The following is an 18,254-nucleotide window of genomic DNA, read 5'->3' as shown; positions in this document are numbered from 1 at the left end:
TTCACGCCTCCCGCCACAGCCACAACGGCTCACCAGGATCCCACGTTTTCCATGGAAACCCAGGGCTCCTTCGGCGGCTGCGGCTCGCCGTCCTGCAGCAGCTCGACGGAGATGCCGTCGGGGCTCTTCACGAAGGCCATGTGGCCATCCCGGGGCGGGCGGTTGATGGTCACCCCGTTCGCCTGGAGGCGCTCGCAGAGGGCATAGATGTCCTCCACTCGATAGGCCAGGTGGCCGAAGTTGCGCCCGCCGCGATAGGTCTCGGGATCCCAGTTCCAGGTCAGTTCGAGCTCCGGGGCCTGTAGCTCCGTGGAGCGCGCCTCGTCGGCGGGCGCGGCGAGGAAGACCAGGGTGAAGCGCCCCGTCTCGCTGTCCTTGCGGCGCACCTCCTGCAGGCCGAGCAGGTCGCAGTAGAAGTGCAACGCGGCGTCGAGGTCGCTGACACGGACCATGGTGTGCAGGTATTGCATGACGATCTCCTTGTTCACAGGGGGCACGAACCGGGGCATCCTGACAAGTCTCCGCCGACAGGCCAATCCCGAGACGACGAGTGACGACCGATGAGCCACTACTGTGACCTGGCCCCCGACCATCCGTTTCATGGCCCCTACCACGACCAGGAGTACGGCTTCCCGGTGACCGACGACGACACCCTCTTCGAGCGGCTGATCCTGGAGATCAACCAGGCGGGGCTGTCGTGGCTGACGGTGCTGAAGAAGCGCGAGGCCTTCCACGAGGCCTTCGCCGGCTTCGCCGTCGAGCGCGTGGCGGCCTTCGATGACGCCGACCGGGCGCGGCTGCTCGGCGATGCCGGCATCATCCGCAACCGACTCAAGGTCGACGCCGCCATCCACAACGCCGGGGTGGTGCGGGCGCTGCAGGCCGAGCACGGCAGTTTCCGGGCCTGGCTGGACCGCCATCACCCCCGCCCCCGCGCCGACTGGGTCACGCTGTTCCGGCGCACCTTCCGCTTTACCGGTCCCGAGATCGTCGGCGAGTTCCTGATGAGTACCGGCTACCTGCCCGGCGCCCACCGCGACGACTGCCCGGTGCAGGCCCGTATCCTCGCCGCCGGCCCCGCCTGGGCCCGGAACTCGGCCGATCGGCCGCTGGCCTGACCGGCCAGGCGCTGCGCGGGAGGACTCCATGGACTCGATGACACAGGCGGCCCTGGGCGCGGCGATCGGCGGTACCGTGCTCGGTGGCCGCCTGGGACGCAAGGCCGTGCTGCTCGGGGCGGCACTGGGCACCCTGCCGGATCTCGACGTGATGATCGACTACGGCGACGCCGTGGCCAACGTCACCCGGCACCGCGGCTTCAGCCATTCGCTGTTCGTGCTGGCCGGGCTCGCCGCGGCACTGACGCTGCTCGCCGCACGCCTCGCCCCGGCCCGGGACATCGGCCCGGGCCGCTGGGGGGCCTTCTTCGGCCTGTGCCTGATGACCCATCCCCTGCTCGATGCCCTGACCACCTATGGCACCCAGCTGTGGTGGCCGCTGGGGGCGCGCCCCATCGCCGAGCCACTGGTGTTCATCATCGACCCGCTCTACTCGCTGCCGCTGCTGGTGGGCATCGCCGTGGCCCTGGCCACCGGCCGCCGCCGGGGGCCGGCCTGGGGGCTGGCGCTGTCCTGCGCCTACCTGGTCTTCGCCCTGGGCGCCAAGACCCTGGTCGAGTCGCGCCTCGCGCCGGTGCTGGCCGAGCGGGGGCTAGAGGAGGCGCCCCGGCTGGTGCAGCCCACGCCCTTCAACACCCTGCTGTGGCGAGCCACCGTGGTGGAGGGCGATCGCTACCACGAGACCCTGATCGGGGTGCTCGACGGCGACCGTGCTCCCCTGCTGGAAAGCTATGCCCGGGGCGCCCACCTGGAACGGGTGGCACTGGACGCCCCGGCCGGCCGGCGCCTCGACTGGTTCGCCGGCCCCTTCCTGCGCTACGAGAGCGAGACATACGACGGCCGGGAGACCCTGGTGGCCACCGACTTGCGGCTGGGCTTCCCGGGCTTCCATCCCTTCCGCTACGACCTCGCCCGTCGCCAGGACGATGGCTGGCACCCCCTGGCGCGCACCGTCCAGCTGCCGTCCCCGCCGGGCGACAACCGGGCCGCCCTGGCCCGTCTGGGCGCGCGCATCCTGTCCCCGGAGCCGATGCTCTGCACCAGCCACTTCGTGCCCCGCCGGTGGATCGTCAGCGTTCCGGGCCAGTGCTGAGGGTCAGGCGCCCCATACGCCGAGGGGGTGGCACGCTGGCCACCCCCTCGGCGTTGCGGCGCGTCAGGCCAGGCGCTCGACCAGGCCGCCGATGGCCTGGCGGGCCTCCGCGAGCGCGGCCTCGCGCTGGGCCTCGCCCATGGCGAGCCCCTCGGCGAACACCACGTCCACCTCGCGGATGCCCATCAGGCCGAACATGTGCTTGAGGTGCGGGGTCTGGCTGTCGAATTCGCTGCCGGCATACTGGCCGCCCCGGGCCGCGAGGATCACCGCCCGCTTGCCCTCGACCAGCCCCTGCGGGCCGTTCTCGGTGTAGCGGAAGGTCGTCCCGGCGCGCATCACGCGGTCGAACCAGGCCTTCATCTGGGAGGGAATCCCCAGGTTGTAGAGCGGTACCGCCAGCACCAGGACATCATGGGCCAGCAACTCCTCGATCAGGCCGTCGGAGCGGGCCGCCAGCTCGCGCTGGGCGGCCGAGCGCTGCTCGGCAGGCACCTGCCAGCTGGCGAGCTCCGGCTGGGTCAGGTGCGGCAGGTCGTCGGCCACCAGATCACGGGTGGTCACCTCGAGGCCGTCCACCCCGGCGGCCTGGGCCTGGAAGTGTTCGGCCAGGCTCAGGGAGTTGCCGGCGAGGATGGAAGAGGTCAGAACGAGGGCGCGGGTCATGGCGATCTCCTTACCTGGTTAGCGTTGGAATGATCACCAGTATATGTTCGCTTTTATCGATGATAAGCGGAAAATTCTGCGCGAATCTTTCGATAAAAACGAATCATGGCGCGATCCCCTGGCCACAGCCCCGATAGACCTTGTCGTTCAGGTTCAGCGTCACCCGCGCCGGCCAGGGCTGGCCGCTCATGTCGTCGAAGCAGGCCTTGGCCTCGATGCGCAGGGTGAAGGGGCGCGCCGCCTGGCCGCTGGCCAGGATCACCCGCCCGGCGCCGTTGTCCAGGGTGGTCACCCGATAGGGCAGCGTCAGCTCGCGATTGCCGTAGTCCAGCGACAGCTCGAGTTCCGGCACGTCGTTGGCCAGCTCGACGCGCCAGCCCGGCTCGTTGCCCCGGCCGTGAAACATCACCCCGGGATGCCCCTCACGGGTCAGGGTGTCCAGGGCGATGTCCCGCTGGCAGTCCAGCCGACCCCGCTGGCTCTCCACCAGCGCCTCGTCGTCCTTCAGCCAGATGCTCAGCTCGCCTCGCTGATAGCGGCGGCCACTGGCCACCACGGCGGGTGAGAGGCGGTTGGCGCCATGGGCGGACCACAGGCGCATCTCCTCCTCGCCGACGGCGGTGACCAGGTCCTGGGCCGGGGTGCAGCGCCAGCCAACCAGTCGGTCGGCGTCGCCGGGGAACAGCGACGAGGGCAGCAGCGGCGCCTTGGGGGTGGCGACGCCCTCGGCACCACCCTCAGCACCACCCTCGGCACCGTCGTCGGACGCCTTCGGCGGCTCGGGAGCGGGCTCGGGCGCCGGCGCGTTCACGTAGGTGACGCAGCCGGACAGCCCCAGCGCCATCAGCATCGGCAGGGCAATCAGCAGAGACGGGACACGAGGCATGGGATGACTCCTTGTACGATGAGATTCCTCGGCGCGGCCGGCCCCTGTCGGCGATCCCCGACAGGGCGGATGCGGCCCGCCACAGAATAACAGCCGCCGAGCGGTTTCGCTCCGCCCGGCGGCTAGGCATCAGGACTGCCATGGTCGATTCTCCGCTCGGGGCTACTCCGTCGACAGGCCTCCGAGAGGGCGCTGTAAACCCGTCCTTGGGCGCTACCGACGCCCTGCGGCGCTCTCGCATCCTGCTCCGCTTGCAGGACCGGTGCTGGCCATCCATGGCCAGCCCGTTCGGAGGAATCCTCCTCACCCATGGCGTAGGACCCTCTCTTCGACCTGTCCCCGGCGCCCCTCGGCATGCCTGCTGGTTCCCTGGACAGACCTCAGCCGTGACGCTGGCGCAGTACCCGGGCGGCCGCGACCATATTGGCCAGCGCCGGTTCCACCTCGGCCCAGCCGCGGGTCTTCAGGCCGCAGTCCGGGTTGACCCACAGCCGCTCCACGGCGATGCGCTCGGCGGCCTTGTCCATCAGGGCCACCATTCCGTCGACCTCGGGGAGGTTGGGCGAATGGATGTCGTAGACGCCCGGGCCGATCTCGTTGGGGTAGTCGAAGTCGCGGAAGGCGTCGAGCAGCTCCATGGCGGAGCGCGAGGTCTCGATGGTGATGACATCGGCGTCCAGGGCGGCGATGGCGGCGATGATGTCGTTGAACTCCGCATAGCACATATGGGTGTGGATCTGGGTGGCGTCGTCGGCCACCGCGGCGCTGAGCCGGAAGCAGTCCACGGCCCAGTCCAGATAGCCCTGCCACTCGGCGCTGCGCAGCGGCAGCCCCTCGCGCAGCGCCGGCTCGTCGATCTGGATCGCGTTGATCCCCGCGGCCTCCAGGTCGGCCACCTCGTCGCGCAGCGCCAGGGCGATCTGCCGGCAGGTGGTCGCCCGCGGCTGGTCGTCGCGCACGAAGGACCACTGCAGGAGGGTCACCGGGCCGGTAAGCATGCCCTTCATGGGCCGCTCGGTAAGCGACTGGGCGTAGCGGCTCCAGCGAACCGTCATCGGCGCCGGGCGCGCCACGTCGCCGAACAGGATCGGCGGCTTGACGCAGCGCGAACCGTAGCTCTGCACCCAGCCGAAGCGGGTGAAGGCGAAGCCGTCGAGTTGCTCGCCGAAGTACTCGACCATGTCGTTGCGCTCGGCCTCGCCGTGCACCAGCATGTCGAGCCCCAACGCCTCCTGGCGGGCCACCGCCGCGGCGATCTCGGCTTCCATGTGCGCCTCGTAGTCGTCGCGGGCAAGCTCGCCGGCCTTGTGGGCGCGACGCGCGGCGCGGATCTCCGCGGTCTGCGGGAAGGAGCCGATGGTGGTGGTGGGGAACAGCGGCAGATCGAGATGACGCCGCTGGGCCCGGGCCCGCCGGCCATAGGGACTGGCCCGCTCGCTGTCGGCGGCGCTCACCGCGGCCAGCCGCGCGGCCACCGCCGGGCGGTGGATGCGCGGCGAGGTGCGCCGCGCGGCCAGCGCCTCGCCGGTCTCGGCCAGCCGGGCCTCGTCGCCGGCCGTCAGGCGGGCGTCCAGGGCCCGGCCCAGCAACACCGTCTCGTCGAGCTTCTGGCGGGCGAAGGCCAGCCAGCTCTTGAGCTCGGCGTCCAGCTCGGTCTCCGCCTCGAGATCCACCGGCACGTGCAGCAGCGAGCAGCTCGGCGCCAGCCATAGCCGCTCGCCCAGCCGGGCCGCCAGCGGCGCCAGCCACTCGCGCAAGGCGTCCAGGTCGGCCCGCCAGACGTTGCGCCCGTCGATCACGCCGAGCGACAGCACCTTGTGGGGCAGCAGCCGGTCGACCACGGCCTCGACCTGCTCGGGCGCGCGCACCGCGTCCAGGTGCAGACCGTCCACGGGCAGGCCCACGGTCAGCGACAGATTGTCGCCCAGGCCGCCGAAATAGGTCGAAAGCAGCAGCTTGACCGGCGCCGCCTGCAGGCGGTGATAGGCCCGCTCGTAGGCCTGCTGCCAGGCCACCGGCAGGTCCTGCACCAGGGCCGGCTCGTCGAGCTGCACCCAGCTCACGCCCTGCCCGGCCAGCCGCGCAAGCACCTGGCCGTAGACCTCGAGCACCTCGTCGAGCAGGCTCAGGCGGTCGAAGGTCTCGGCCGCCTCGCCACGGGCCTTGCCCAGCCACAGCCAGGTCAGCGGGCCGGTCAGCGCCACCTTGACCGCGTGGCCGCAGGCCTTCGCCTCCTCGACCTCGTCGAAGAGCCGCGAGCTGGCCAGGCGGAAGCGCTGCCCCGGGTGCAGCTCGGGGACCAGGTAGTGGTAGTTGGTATCGAAGTACTTGGTCATCTCGCAGGCCGCGGCGGGCGCGCCGCTGGGCGCCCGGCCCCGCGCCATGCGGAAGGCGGTGTCCAGGTCCACCTCGCCGCGCGCCAGCTCATTCCCGGCGGCGAAACGGTCGGGCACCGCCCCGAGCAGGGTGGAGACATTGAGCACCTGGTCATAGAAGGCGAAGTCGCCCACCGTGACGAGATCCAGGCCGGCCTCGCGCTGGTCCGCCCAGTGGCGACGGCGCAGCTCGCGTCCCGCGGCCTCCAGGGCCTGGCGATCGCTCTGGCCCTTCCAGTAGGCCTCGGTGACCGTCTTCAGTTCGCGGTCGGCGCCGATGCGCGGATACCCGAGCACATGAGAAAATGTCATGATGAAGCTCTTTGTTCATGAATGATGGTACAAAGTCTCGCTAGCCAGCATTCCTGAATCAAACTAAACTTATTAATCCTCAACATGAACAAAGCTCAGGATCATGCTCGAACTCCGTCACCTCCGCACCCTGGTCGCCCTGCGCGACGCCGGCTCCCTGGTGGAAGCCGCCGAACGGGTGCACCTGACCCAGTCCGCCCTCTCCCACCAGATCAAGGACCTGGAGGAGCGGCTGGGCAGCCCGCTGTTCCTGCGCAAGACCCGTCCGGTGGAGTTCACCCGGGCCGGCCTGCGCCTGCTGGCGCTGGCCGAGCAGATCCTGCCTCAGGTGCGCATGGCCGAGCGCGACCTGGCGCGGCTGGCCGGCAACGAGCAGGGCCGGCTGCACATGGCCATCGAGTGCCACAGCTGCTTCCAGTGGCTGATGCCTACCGTGGATCATTTCCGCGATCACTGGCCGGAAGTGGAGATCGACATCCCCGGCGGCCATCACTTCGAACCGCTGCCCGCCCTGGCCCGGGAACAGCTCGACCTGGTGATCACCGCCGACCCCCAGCCATTGCCCGGCGTGCACTACGAGGCGCTGTTCCGCTACGAGGGGCTGCTCGCCGTGGCCCGCCAGCATTCCCTGGCCGGCCGATCGTACGTGGTGCCCGCCGCCCTGGCCGAGGAGACCCTGATCACCTACCCGGTGGAGCATGCGCGGCTGGATGTCTTCACCCAGTTCCTCGACCCGGCCGGGGTCAGGCCCAAGGAGGTGCGCACCGCCGAGCTGACCATCATGATGATGCAGCTGGTGGCCAGCGGACGCGGCGTCTGCGCCCTGCCCAACTGGGCCCTGACCGAGTACCTCGAGCGGGACTACGTCAAGGCCGTGCCGCTGGGGGAGCATGGGGTCTGGAGCACCCTGTTCGCGGCGATCCGCGAGGAGACCCGCGAGGCCCCCTGGATGGAGGACTTCCTGCGCACCGCCCGGGAGACATCCTTCGCGGTGCTGGAGGGGATCAAGCCGGCCTGACCCGGGCTCAGGCCTCCGGGGGGGGATCGCGCTGGGGCAGCAGCAGCGTGAAGCGGGCGCCGCCAAGCGTGGGGCTGGCGTCCACCATGACGCTGCCGCCATGCCAGGCCATGACCTTCTGCACGATGGACAGCCCCAGGCCATAGCCGCCGGAGCGCCGGGCGCGGCTGTCGTCGAGCCGGGCGAAGGGCTTGAAGATCTCGCTGCGCGCCGCCGCCGGCACGCCGGGACCGTCATCCTCCACGTCGATCCGCACCAGCCGCGGCTCGCCATGGATGCGGATCATCACCCGGGACTGGGCATGGCGGCAGGCGTTGGCCACCAGGTTCTGCAGGGCCCGCTGCAGGTAGCGCGGCTCCACTGCGGCCTCCACCTCGTCCCCCGGGGTCAGGGTGATGGCCAGCTGGCCATGCAGCGGACGCAACGCCTCGATCACCCGCTCCGCCATCACCCGGCACTCCACCGGCGTGGTCTTCAGCTCGGCCCCGTTGGCCGCCTCGCTGCCCAGGCGCGCATAGGTGAGGATCTCGTCGACCAGGTCGTCCAGCTCGGCGATATCGGTATCCACCCCCTGCAACTGGCGACGCACCGCCGGGTCGTCGGTCATGTCCTCGACCATCTGCACCGCGAAGCGGATGCGCGCCACCGGAGTGCGCAGTTCGTGGGAGACCGCCCGGATCATGTCCTGCTGGGCGCGCAGCAGCGACTGCACCTGGGCCGCCATGCCGTTCAGCGCCATGCCCAGGCGTCCCACGAAGTCGCTGCCCTCGACCTTGACCCGGGTGTCGAGTCGCCCCGCGGCGATCCGCGTGGCGGCGAGCTCGAGCCGTGACATGCGCGCCTCGACGCTGCGCACGATCAGGTAGATGATCACCGCCAGCACGCCGAGCAGCATCATCAACAGCAGCAGCAGCAGCGAGGCAGGCAGCGGCTCGAAGGCATGGAGGGGCCCCACCTCCACCCACTGCCGGTCGCCGTCCTCGTCCGACAGGCGCAGATACAGCGACATGGCCCAGCGCTGCGGCAGCAGGCGGATCATCACCTCGGCATCCCCCAGCTCGGCGAGCTGGGTGGGCGCGAAGCCTTCGGGCGGCGTGTCGGAGAGCTGCAGCATGATCGCCGAGCTCTGCAGCATCGCGAGCTTGTCCCGGCGCTGGTCGGGCTCGGTGGCCAGCAACCAGTCGCCGAGCAGTTCGGCCAGCCCCACCAGCTGGTGCTCGGTCAGGTTGGCCAGCTCGACCCGCAGCAGGCGAGGCTCACCCGGCAGCTTGCGTTGCAGCCGCCAGCCCTCGGCCTGCGTCTGGTGCGCCAGGGTATGCCCGGCCTCGAGGCGCGCCGCCGCGAAGTAGCCGAGGGGATAGTCGCCCAGGTCGTGGAGGGTCATGGAGATCTCGAGCCGCTCGCTCAGACGCACCAGCCAGGCCCCGCGCGCCTCGGCGGGCAGGGCCGACAGCTGGGCGGTGAACAGCGTCATCGGCGCATCGGCCAGCTGCTCCTGATAGTGCTGGCGACGCACCTTGTCGACCACGGAGATGGCCAGCAGCGCCAGGGCGAAGATCATCACCAGCGCCAGTGCCATGAGGACATAGACCCGCAGGAAGGTGCTGTCGGCCAGGGCCCTTGGCAGGAGGCGGGAAAGCATCAGATGTCCTTGACGAACAGATACCCCTTGCTGCGCACCGTCTTGATCCGCTGCGGCTGGTTGGGGTCGTCACCGATCTTGGGGCGAATGCGCGAGACCCGGACATCGATGGAGCGGTCCTGGCCGTCGTACTTGATGCCCCGCAACTGGGAGAAGATCTCCTCGCGGGTCAGCACCCGGCCGGCGTTGCAGGCCAACAGCCACAGCAGGTCGAACTCGGCGCTGGTCAGGTCGATCCGCTCGCCGGCCAGGAAGGCCTCGCGGGTCGAGTTGTCGATCTCCAGCTCGCCGAACACCAGGCGCGGTTCCTCGCTGGCGGCACTCGACTCGCGGCGGCGCAACAGGGCGCGCATGCGCGCCAGCAGCACCCGCGGCTGAACCGGCTTGGGCACATAGTCGTCGGCCCCCATCTCGAGGCCCAGCACCTGGTCCATGTCATCGGTGCGGGCGGTCAGCATCAGGATCGGGCCGGGGTAGTCCGAGCGCACCCGGCGGCAGATCGACAGGCCGTCCTCGCCGGGCAGCATCAGGTCCAGGATCACCAGGTCCGGCTGCAGGGTGAGGATCCGCTCGACGCCATAGGCACCGTCGGCCTCCAGGGTCACCCGGAAGCCATTGGCCTCCAGATAATCGCGGGTCAGGTCGGCCAGCCGCTCATCGTCCTCGATGATCAGCACATGATCCTGCTCGTGGGGGTCAACGCTGTCGTCCATTCTTCTCTGCCTACCTCGACGGGCCGATGGTCAGGGACGCCGGTGCTTTCGACCGGCTTTTGCTCAAGGATACCCGACAAACCCCCGCTTCGCTCACCCGTCCACCTGTTGCACTGCAGTGAAAGGCCCAACCATGCGGGCTGGCGGGGAGGCCGAAATCACCCCCCGGAAGGACACAGCTCATCCACAAGTTATCCACTTGATGGCCGAGCAAAAGCACACTATCTTGTGCTCGACCTCGGCGAGGACACCACATCCTGTGCCATAGCAATCACTCTCAGAGCTGTCAACCGTCGCCGTCCGGCGGCCTTCGACCACCCGACACATCAAGGTAGGGAACCCCGGCGCCATGGATACCACCGCTACTCCGGACCGTCCGTCCGTCTCCGTTACCGCACCGCAGACCCTGCGTGTCATCAAGCGCACCGGCGATGTGGTGCCCTTCGATGCCGGCAAGATCGCCGTGGCCCTGAGCAAGGCCTTCATCGCCGTGGAGGGCGACAACGCCGCCACCTCGTCGCGGGTGCGCGACTTCGTGCAGCACGCCTCCGAGGGCATCGCCCAGGCCTTCCAGCGTCGCATGTCCGACGGGGGCACGGTACACATCGAGGACATCCAGGACCAGGTCGAACTGGCGCTGATGCGCGCCGGTGAGCAGAAGGTGGCCCGCGCCTACGTGCTCTACCGCGAGGAGCACGCCCGGGCCCGCGCCGAGGCCGGCGGCGACATCGAGAAGCCGCACCCGACCCTCAACGTCACCGCCGTCGACGGCAGCACCCGCCCGCTGGACCTGGGCCGGGTCGAGACGCTGGTCTTCGACGCCTGCGAGGGCCTGGCCAACGTCGAGCCGGGCAAGATCGTCGACGACTCCCTGAAGAACCTCTACGACGGCGTGACCGTGGACGGCGTCTCCCAGGCGCTGATGATGACCGCGCGCACCCTGGTGGAAAAGGACCCCAACTACACCTACGTCACCGCCCGGCTGCTGCAGGACAACCTGCGCCGCGAGGCGCTGTCGTTCCTGGGCATCGCCGACGAGGCGACCTACCAGGAGATGGCCGACTACTACAAGCCGGCCTTCCAGGCCTACATCGACAAGGGTATCGAGTTCGAGCAGCTCGACCCGCGGCTGGCCGAGTTCGACCTCGAGCGCCTGGGCGACGCCCTGGATCACACCCGCGACGCCCAGTTCACCTACCTGGGCCTGCAGACCCTCTACGACCGCTACTTCATCCACCGCGACGACGTGCGCTACGAGCTGCCCCAGGTGATGTTCATGCGCGTGGCCATGGGCCTGGCGCTCAACGAGGACGACCGCGAGGCGCGGGCCATCGAGTTCTACGAGCTGCTCTCCAGCTTCGACTACATGGCCTCCACCCCGACCCTGTTCAACTCGGGCACGGTGCGCAGCCAGCTCTCCAGTTGCTACCTCACCACCGTGCCGGATGACCTGGACAGCATCTACAGCGCCATCCGCGACAACGCCCTGCTCTCCAAGTGGGCCGGCGGCCTGGGCAACGACTGGACGCCGGTGCGCGCGCTGGGCTCCTACATCAAGGGCACCAACGGCAAGTCCCAGGGCGTGGTCCCCTTCCTCAAGGTGGTCAACGACACCGCCGTGGCGGTCAACCAGGGCGGCAAGCGCAAGGGCGCGGTGTGCGCCTACCTGGAGAGCTGGCACCTCGATATCGAGGAGTTCCTAGAGCTGCGCAAGAACACCGGTGACGACCGTCGCCGTACCCACGACATGAACACCGCCAACTGGGTGCCGGACCTGTTCATGAAGCGGGTCTTCGACGACAAGGACTGGACCCTGTTCTCGCCGGCCACCTGCCCGGACCTCCACGACCTGTACGGCGCCGCCTTCGAGCAGCGCTACCAGGAATACGAGGAGATGACCCGCAACGGCCAGCTCAAGCTGTTCAAGCGCGTCAAGGCCAAGGACCTGTGGCGCAAGATGCTGTCGATGCTGTTCGAGACCGGCCACCCCTGGATCACCTTCAAGGATCCGTGCAACCTGCGCAGCCCGCAGCAGCACGCCGGCGTGGTCCACAGCTCCAACCTGTGCACCGAGATCACCCTGAACACCTCGCCCGACGAGATCGCGGTGTGCAACCTGGGGTCCATCAACCTGGCCCAGCATGTCACCGACGGTGCCTTCGACGACGCCAAGCTGAAGAAGACCGTGCGCACCGCCGTGCGCATGCTCGATAACGTCATCGACATCAACTATTACGCGGTGCCCCAGGCGGAGCGCTCCAACTTCAAGCATCGCCCGGTGGGACTCGGCATCATGGGCTTCCAGGACGCCCTCTACGCCCAGGACATCGCCTACGCCTCCGAGGGGGCCGTCAGCTTCGCCGACCGCTCCATGGAGCTGGTCAGCTACCACGCCATCGAGGCCTCCGCCGACCTGGCCGCCGAGCGCGGGCGCTACCAGAGCTTCGAGGGCTCGCTGTGGGACCAGGGCATCCTGCCCATCGACTCCATCGAGAAACTCAAGCAGGAGCGCGGCGAGAAGTACATCGAGGTCGACACCTCCGCGACCCAGGACTGGGAGCGCCTCCGCGAGAAGATCGCCACCCAGGGCATGCGCAACTCCAACGTCATGGCCATCGCCCCGACCGCGACCATCTCCAACATCTGCGGCGTCTCGCAGTCGATCGAGCCGACCTACCAGAACCTGTTCGTCAAGTCGAACCTGTCGGGCGAGTTCACCGTGGTCAACGCCTACATGGTGGGCGACCTCAAGGCGCGCGGCCTGTGGGACGAGGTGATGATCAACGACCTCAAGTACTACGACGGCAGCGTCCAGCCCATCGACCGTATCCCGGCCGACCTCAAGGCCAAGTACGCCACCGCCTTCGAGGTCGAGCCCAAGTGGCTGGTCGAGGCCGCCTCACGGCGCCAGAAGTGGATCGACCAGGCCCAGTCGCTGAACCTCTACATCAAGGGCGTCTCCGGCAAGAAGCTGGACGTGACCTATCGCATGGCGTGGTTCCGTGGCCTCAAGACCACCTACTACCTGCGCGCCCTGGGCGCCACCTCGGTGGAGAAGTCCACCGTGGACCGCGGCAACCTCAACGCCGTCAGCAACGCCGCGCCCGGCGCGGGCCCGGCCCCCTCCGCCCCGGAGCCGACGCCGGAGCCCTCTGCGCATGGAGAGCCCAAGGGCATCGACGACTTCCTGCAGGGCAAGGGCGGCAGCGGCTCGCGGGCGCCCTCGGCGGGCGACATGGACGAGCTGGGCTGCGAGGCCTGTCAGTAACGACCAAGACGGAAGAGGGAAGGCGGCGCTACGCGCCGATGAAGAGGGCCGGCCCAAGCCCCCTCTTCCTGCCCGAAGGGCGCTTCCTTCTTGTCTCTTCCACCTCCGAGGCACGAGGAAGAACATGATCGATTGGAACGAGTTCCACGAAGACACGATTGACGACAATAGCGCGGTCGCCGACCAGCCGGCCGAGGCCCCCCAGCCGGCACCGCAGCCCGCCGCGCCCAGCGCCGAGGCGCCCGCCGCCGAGGTCCGCGACAGCGCCGGCGCCTACCAGGTCGCCGATCAGGACCGCCTGGCCCGCGCCAAGCAGTCCCTCGAGGAGCTCGACGTGGCCGCCGGCCTCGAAGAGCTGGAAGTGGGCGCGGCGCGCATCGATGTCGACGACAAGCGCATGATCAATGCCCGCGCCGACCTCAATCAGCTGGTGCCCTTCAAGTACGAGTGGGCCTGGCAGAAGTACCTGGACGGCAGCGCCAACCACTGGATGCCCCAGGAAGTGAACATGAACGCCGACATCGCGCTGTGGAAGAGCGCGGACGGCCTCACCGAGGACGAGCGGCGCATCGTCGAGCGTAGCCTGGGCTACTTCTCCACCGCCGACTCGCTGGTCGCCAACAACCTGGTGCTGGCGGTCTACCGCCTGATCACCAACCCCGAGTGCCGCCAGTACCTGCTGCGCCAGGCCTTCGAGGAGGCGATCCACACCCACGCCTACCAGTACTGCGTGGAGTCGCTGGGCATGGACGAGGGCGAGGTCTTCAACATGTACCGCGAGGTGCCCTCGGTGTCGGCCAAGTCCGCCTGGAGCCTCAAGCACACCCAGTCGCTGGCGCGCCCGGACTTCCACACCGGCACCCCCGAGACCGACCAGGAGCTGTTGCGCAACCTGATCGCCTTCTACTGCGTGACCGAGGGCATCTTCTTCTACTGCGGCTTCAGCCAGATCCTCTCCATGGGCCGGCGCAACAAGATGACCGGCGTCGCCGAGCAGTTCCAGTACATCCTGCGCGACGAGTCGATGCACCTGAACTTCGGCGTCGACATGATCAACCAGATCAAGATCGAGAACCCGCACCTGTGGACGGCCGAGTTCCAGGACGAGGTCACCCAGATGATCCTCGAGGGCACCGAGCTGGAGATCGCCTATGCGCGGGACACCATGCCCCGCGGCGTACTGGGCATGAACGCGGCGATCATGGAGGAGTACCTGCACTTCATCTGCAACCGCCGCCTGGCGCAGATCGGCCTCAAGGAGCAGTTCCCGGGCGCCGAGAACCCCTTCCCCTGGATGAGCGAGATCATCGACCTGCGCAAGGAGAAGAACTTCTTCGAGACCCGCGTCACCGAGTACCAGGTGGGTGGCGCACTGAGCTGGGATTGATCGCGAGTTTCGCGGAGGCCTTGGCATGATGACACCGGCGCATCGATACCGCCTTCCCCGGCAGCCTGTCGTCGGGCATGCCCAGCGGCCTCCCGCGGCCGGAAGCCGGCCACGCGCCGGCCGGCTTCCACCCCGATGATGACGCCTCGTCCGGTTCCGCCGGGCGGGGCGTTTTTCATGAGATCCGGGCAACCGCACCGCCCGGGCAACGCCTGGTCCCAGGCGACACAATGGAGGGCAATCCGATGCATGCACATCAAGCCAGCACCACCCATCGCGACCCCCGGGCATGGCAATCGGCCCTGGACCGCGCCCTGGCGGCCCATGGCGACGCGGTCGCCCTGGCCCACTATCCCCATGTGGCCAATGCCTTTCCCTCGTCATCCCCCAATCCCTATACCCGGGAGCATCCGCTGCTCGACTACCGCGAGCTGAAGGCCTGGGCGACCCGCCGTGGCTGGCACGTGCGCCCGGCACCGGAGCAGGCCTCCAGGGAGGAGCGCTACCGCCCGCCGGTGCGCTTCACCCGACAGACAAATATCTCACGGTATCCTTCCCACTAGCCCCCACTTACCGTGGATTAGCAATATAATTGAAGTGCGTGAGGGGGAATGCTTCCTCAAGGTATCTCCCCTCACTAAGTATCAGATGGTACGACCACTGAGCTCGATTAGAACCGTACAGGAGTAATACGGATGGTGAGAAAAACCCGTAGTGACTGCACCGTAGGCACCTTCGAGAAGTCTCGTGGATTGCCGCCTGGCACGATTCGTAATCCTGGTGGTAGAGACACACGCTCAGACAAAAAAATCGGAACCATTAGAAAGGAAACAAGCAAAAAAAAATAATAGCCTAGTGCCCCGTAAATGGGGCGCTACCAGCTAAATGCACACTTAACACCCTCGAAGTCAGAAATGAGTCTCAGCTGCATGATATTCACGCATACCAAGACCAAAGCATCACATTAAAAGCCCTTCCATGAGCACTTATTGTATGCTAAAGTTAATTTGCTTGCCGAAAAGTTGGCAAGGAACATCACAGGATGTCAAGCATTTGCAAGCATACGTGAAAACGAGCCAGAGAATGCAACGACATCGCGCAACTGGGGTCTAGCTTCATAACGATCTCCAATGTGATTGTGATACTGACATTATATGTCATCTCTAACAGAAGCGGCGCATCATTGCTTTCACGAGAAGCGCAACGAGAGTAATGATGGATGGTGAGACTTAGTCCACTTGGTTAAGCCGGGGGGGAGCAGAATGGATGGCCGCAGTCCATCTCCCCCGGTTTTGCTAAGCTATTGAGGAAAAACATGCGCAGGGAAGATGCATGCTGGTTTCGCAAAAGAAATTACTTACATTTTGACTCTCCCATTGGCTTTGCAAAAGCAGAACAGCTAGTCACCAACCCCCAGAAAGTATCCCAACACAGCTTTTACCCGCTCATCAGCTACAGCATTGATAGCGTAAAAATCAGCAAAGACAAAGCAACTAAAAACATTCAAAAGAAACCAAAAAAACGGCCTATCTCCTACCCTTCTCATAAAGATGGCCACATATACAGCTATTATTCAAAAATCATTGCACAGCGTTATGAAGAAGAGATAAAGAAGGCGCAAATCTCTGAGTCCGTATTGGCTTTTCGCCAATTAGGGAAAAGTAACATAGATTTTGCAAAAGAGGCCTTTGACACAATAAAAAGGATGGGAGACTGTAGCGTCGTCGCACTAGACATAACAGCCTTCTTTGACACGCTTGACCATAAAATACTAAAGGAAAAATGGTCAAAAACCCTGGGTATCAACTCTCTCCCCGAAGACCACTACTCTATCTACAAGTCTATAACCAAGTTTTCAATAGTAAGCAAGGAAAGGCTTTACGAGGAGCTCGGCATATCCAAAAACAACCCTAAGAAAAACAGGCACAGACTTTGCTCCCCGAGCGAGTTCAGAGAAAAAGTCCGAAAAAAAGTGCTTGTAAAAACAAACAAAACCGGAAAAGGAATTCCTCAAGGCACGCCGATCAGTGCTCTTCTATCAAATATTTATATGATCGACTTCGACACCCTGATGCAAGAAGCCGTATCGGAACAAGGCGGGAAGTATTTCAGGTACTGTGATGACATGCTCTTTATCACCCCCGTTCAATGTCGTGACGAAGTTGCCGGGTTCGTTCAATCTGAGATAAATAAACTTGAGCTAAGCATACAGCCAACAAAAACAGAAAGGCGAACATTCATCACCACCCCTACGGGGCAACAAAGTGACAAGCCTCTACAGTACCTAGGGTTTACATTTGATGGAGAAAGAATCCTAATCCGGTCGTCATCTCTGTCTAGATATTCAAGAAAGGTAAAGGGTGGAGTAAAGCTAGCGAAAAGCACAATGAAAAAAAGAAACAAGGAGCGCATAGACAAAGGTATGCCCGAAGAAAGCATTTACAAGAAAAAGCTATATGAGAGGTACTCGCATCTTGGGAAAACTAACTTCATCACCTATGGGCATAGGGCAGCTAGCAAAATGAACTCCATCCATATAAGAAGACAACTCAAGCCCCTATGGAAAAGATTGCAAGAGGAAATTGAGAAGAAAGAAAAGCAACGCCCAAAGTCTTAATAAAAAACATTCACGCCTCTATCACTAGAGAGATAGCTAAAACCACTAAAATCAAGTATGCGCGAAGGAAAAATGCAACTCAATTTAGAAAGCGGCCTTACTAAAGAAGATGTAAGGAAACTAATCGCATCTAAAGATGACTCAGAATCTCGTCAGCTTCGTGTAACAACAGATGGTATAGCGTATCTGTCTGGTGTAGTCGGAAACCGAGGGCTTGATGGAAATCTCTTCCGCCTAGAAATATGGGATTCTGGAAATGACTATGTCGGCCATCAAGCATCCATGGATGACGTATGGGTAACTCGTATTTATAACGCGCCGCGCAGAAATTGGCCAAATCCTTACAGCACTTACATCGATGACCTCTAAAGAATTAGCCTCAAACTCAATAACATTGAACACATAAAAATTATGGGTATAAAAAACCACCTACGCAAAGGGAATTGCCTTGAAATACATAATACCTTTAATCCTGTTTATCATCACCAGCCACGTAGAAGCTTCTCCGTGGCAGTACCAAACAGGAAAAGTATACTGTAATTTTACGCATCCAGCAGAAATGGTGTCCCCCGTAAGACGTTCAACGTGTGAAGAGCAACATGTTATCCAACAGCAAAGCGGTGGCTTAGACCAGCAAAACGTAGTTTGGTGGTCAGCTTCATCACACGTCAGTACCGATGTGTGGGGCCGTCAAACTTGGGAAAACAACCGTCCTTGGGCTGTGATTGGCTTCACGGGTGACAACGAAACTAATCTCGAAAAAGCATACATGCTTGGGACTTTTGGTAGCACTTGGTCTTTATTCCAACATAGCTATCAAGGTCGCGGAGAGTCATCTCTAATTATGGCCGACTTTGATGGCATATCCAACCTGCTCTACGGTACATCATGGTTGGCAAACCTTCCTCAGAAATATATAAACAAAGTGGCGCATATCTCTGAAAGAGGTTATTGGCACCTCATGATCGACATGCTAATTGCTCTCATTGTATTAGGACTTGAAGGCATAGTTGCTGTATTTAGTACAATAATCGGACTTATCGTTGGCACAGCTTTCAACCCTCTCGACACATTATTCGCAATACCTGGCGGCCTATGGAAACGCTGCATAAATCCTGCCGCAGCTGCCTGACCGGCGCCGGCGGGGTAGAATCTGACC

At 64.4% G+C, this 18,254-nt stretch carries 15 protein-coding genes; 9 read left to right on the top strand and 6 right to left on the bottom strand.

What is annotated here, in order from left to right; translation table 11 throughout:
* Positions 1-29 precede the first annotated feature (29 nt).
* A complete protein-coding gene (locus tag QWY76_RS00220; protein WP_290309103.1) occupies positions 30-470 on the bottom strand; it encodes a VOC family protein in 441 nt (146 codons plus the stop codon).
* Positions 471-560: 90 nt separating this feature from the next.
* Between QWY76_RS00220 and QWY76_RS00215 the strand changes: the two genes are divergently transcribed.
* Entirely contained in the window at positions 561-1,118 is a 558-nt protein-coding gene (locus QWY76_RS00215) for a DNA-3-methyladenine glycosylase I (protein WP_290309102.1), read from the top strand.
* Between the two features lie 28 nt (positions 1,119-1,146).
* A complete protein-coding gene (locus QWY76_RS00210) occupies positions 1,147-2,211 on the top strand; it encodes a metal-dependent hydrolase (protein WP_290309101.1) in 1,065 nt (354 codons plus the stop codon).
* Positions 2,212-2,274: 63 nt separating this feature from the next.
* Here QWY76_RS00210 and QWY76_RS00205 read toward each other — a convergent pair whose 3' ends face one another.
* The 3 genes from QWY76_RS00205 to metE all read right to left on the bottom strand — a co-directional run bounded on the left by QWY76_RS00205 (position 2,275) and on the right by metE (position 6,450).
* Complete coding sequence (locus QWY76_RS00205) at positions 2,275-2,877, bottom strand: FMN-dependent NADH-azoreductase (protein ID WP_290309100.1); 603 nt, start codon at positions 2,875-2,877, stop codon at positions 2,275-2,277.
* A 103-nt stretch (positions 2,878-2,980) separates the two neighbouring features.
* Positions 2,981-3,763, bottom strand: coding sequence for a COG3650 family protein (locus QWY76_RS00200; protein ID WP_290309099.1), 783 nt, complete (start codon positions 3,761-3,763; stop codon positions 2,981-2,983).
* A gap of 380 nt (positions 3,764-4,143) precedes the next feature.
* Positions 4,144-6,450 carry a 5-methyltetrahydropteroyltriglutamate--homocysteine S-methyltransferase gene (metE, locus tag QWY76_RS00195; protein ID WP_290309098.1) on the bottom strand — a complete coding sequence of 769 codons (2,307 nt, stop codon included), beginning with the start codon at positions 6,448-6,450 and terminating at the stop codon, positions 4,144-4,146.
* A gap of 103 nt (positions 6,451-6,553) precedes the next feature.
* Between metE and QWY76_RS00190 the strand changes: the two genes are divergently transcribed.
* Complete coding sequence (locus QWY76_RS00190; protein ID WP_290309097.1) at positions 6,554-7,468, top strand: LysR family transcriptional regulator; 915 nt, start codon at positions 6,554-6,556, stop codon at positions 7,466-7,468.
* Between the two features lie 7 nt (positions 7,469-7,475).
* On the opposite strand, the gene QWY76_RS00185 is transcribed toward QWY76_RS00190, so the two are convergent.
* Both QWY76_RS00185 and QWY76_RS00180 read right to left on the bottom strand, forming a co-directional pair.
* Positions 7,476-9,110 carry an ATP-binding protein gene (locus QWY76_RS00185; protein ID WP_290309096.1) on the bottom strand — a complete coding sequence of 545 codons (1,635 nt, stop codon included), beginning with the start codon at positions 9,108-9,110 and terminating at the stop codon, positions 7,476-7,478.
* The gene (locus QWY76_RS00180) at positions 9,110-9,823 is read right to left on the bottom strand and encodes a winged helix-turn-helix domain-containing protein (RefSeq protein ID WP_290309095.1); all 714 of its coding nucleotides are present in this window, start codon (positions 9,821-9,823) and stop codon (positions 9,110-9,112) included. Before QWY76_RS00180 ends, QWY76_RS00185 begins: the two co-directional genes overlap by 1 nt.
* Before the next feature lie 349 nt (positions 9,824-10,172).
* On the opposite strand from QWY76_RS00180, the gene QWY76_RS00175 reads away from it, so the two are divergent.
* The 6 genes from QWY76_RS00175 (at position 10,173) to QWY76_RS00150 (ending at position 18,227) form a co-directional block, all read left to right on the top strand.
* Positions 10,173-13,091, top strand: coding sequence for a ribonucleoside-diphosphate reductase subunit alpha (locus QWY76_RS00175; RefSeq protein WP_290309094.1), 2,919 nt, complete (start codon positions 10,173-10,175; stop codon positions 13,089-13,091).
* A gap of 124 nt (positions 13,092-13,215) precedes the next feature.
* Entirely contained in the window at positions 13,216-14,478 is a 1,263-nt protein-coding gene (locus QWY76_RS00170; protein ID WP_290309093.1) for a ribonucleotide-diphosphate reductase subunit beta, read from the top strand.
* Positions 14,479-14,723: 245 nt separating this feature from the next.
* Positions 14,724-15,041: a hypothetical protein gene (locus tag QWY76_RS00165; RefSeq protein WP_290309092.1), complete on the top strand. Its 318-nt coding sequence runs from the start codon at positions 14,724-14,726 to the stop codon at positions 15,039-15,041.
* Positions 15,042-15,793: 752 nt separating this feature from the next.
* A complete protein-coding gene (gene drt2, locus QWY76_RS00160) occupies positions 15,794-17,095 on the top strand; it encodes an antiviral reverse transcriptase Drt2 (protein WP_290309091.1) in 1,302 nt (433 codons plus the stop codon).
* Between the two features lie 72 nt (positions 17,096-17,167).
* Positions 17,168-17,464 (top strand): hypothetical protein, encoded by a 297-nt coding sequence (locus QWY76_RS00155; RefSeq protein ID WP_290309090.1) that lies wholly within the window; start codon positions 17,168-17,170, stop codon positions 17,462-17,464.
* Between the two features lie 79 nt (positions 17,465-17,543).
* Positions 17,544-18,227 carry a hypothetical protein gene (locus QWY76_RS00150; protein WP_290309089.1) on the top strand — a complete coding sequence of 228 codons (684 nt, stop codon included), beginning with the start codon at positions 17,544-17,546 and terminating at the stop codon, positions 18,225-18,227.
* Positions 18,228-18,254 lie beyond the last annotated feature (27 nt).

Source organism: Halomonas maura, from assembly GCF_030409305.1.
Lineage (GTDB): Bacteria > Pseudomonadota > Gammaproteobacteria > Pseudomonadales > Halomonadaceae > Halomonas > Halomonas maura.
The sequence above is the reverse complement of the archived record's forward strand: the minus strand, read 5'-3'. Positions and strand labels throughout refer to the sequence as shown.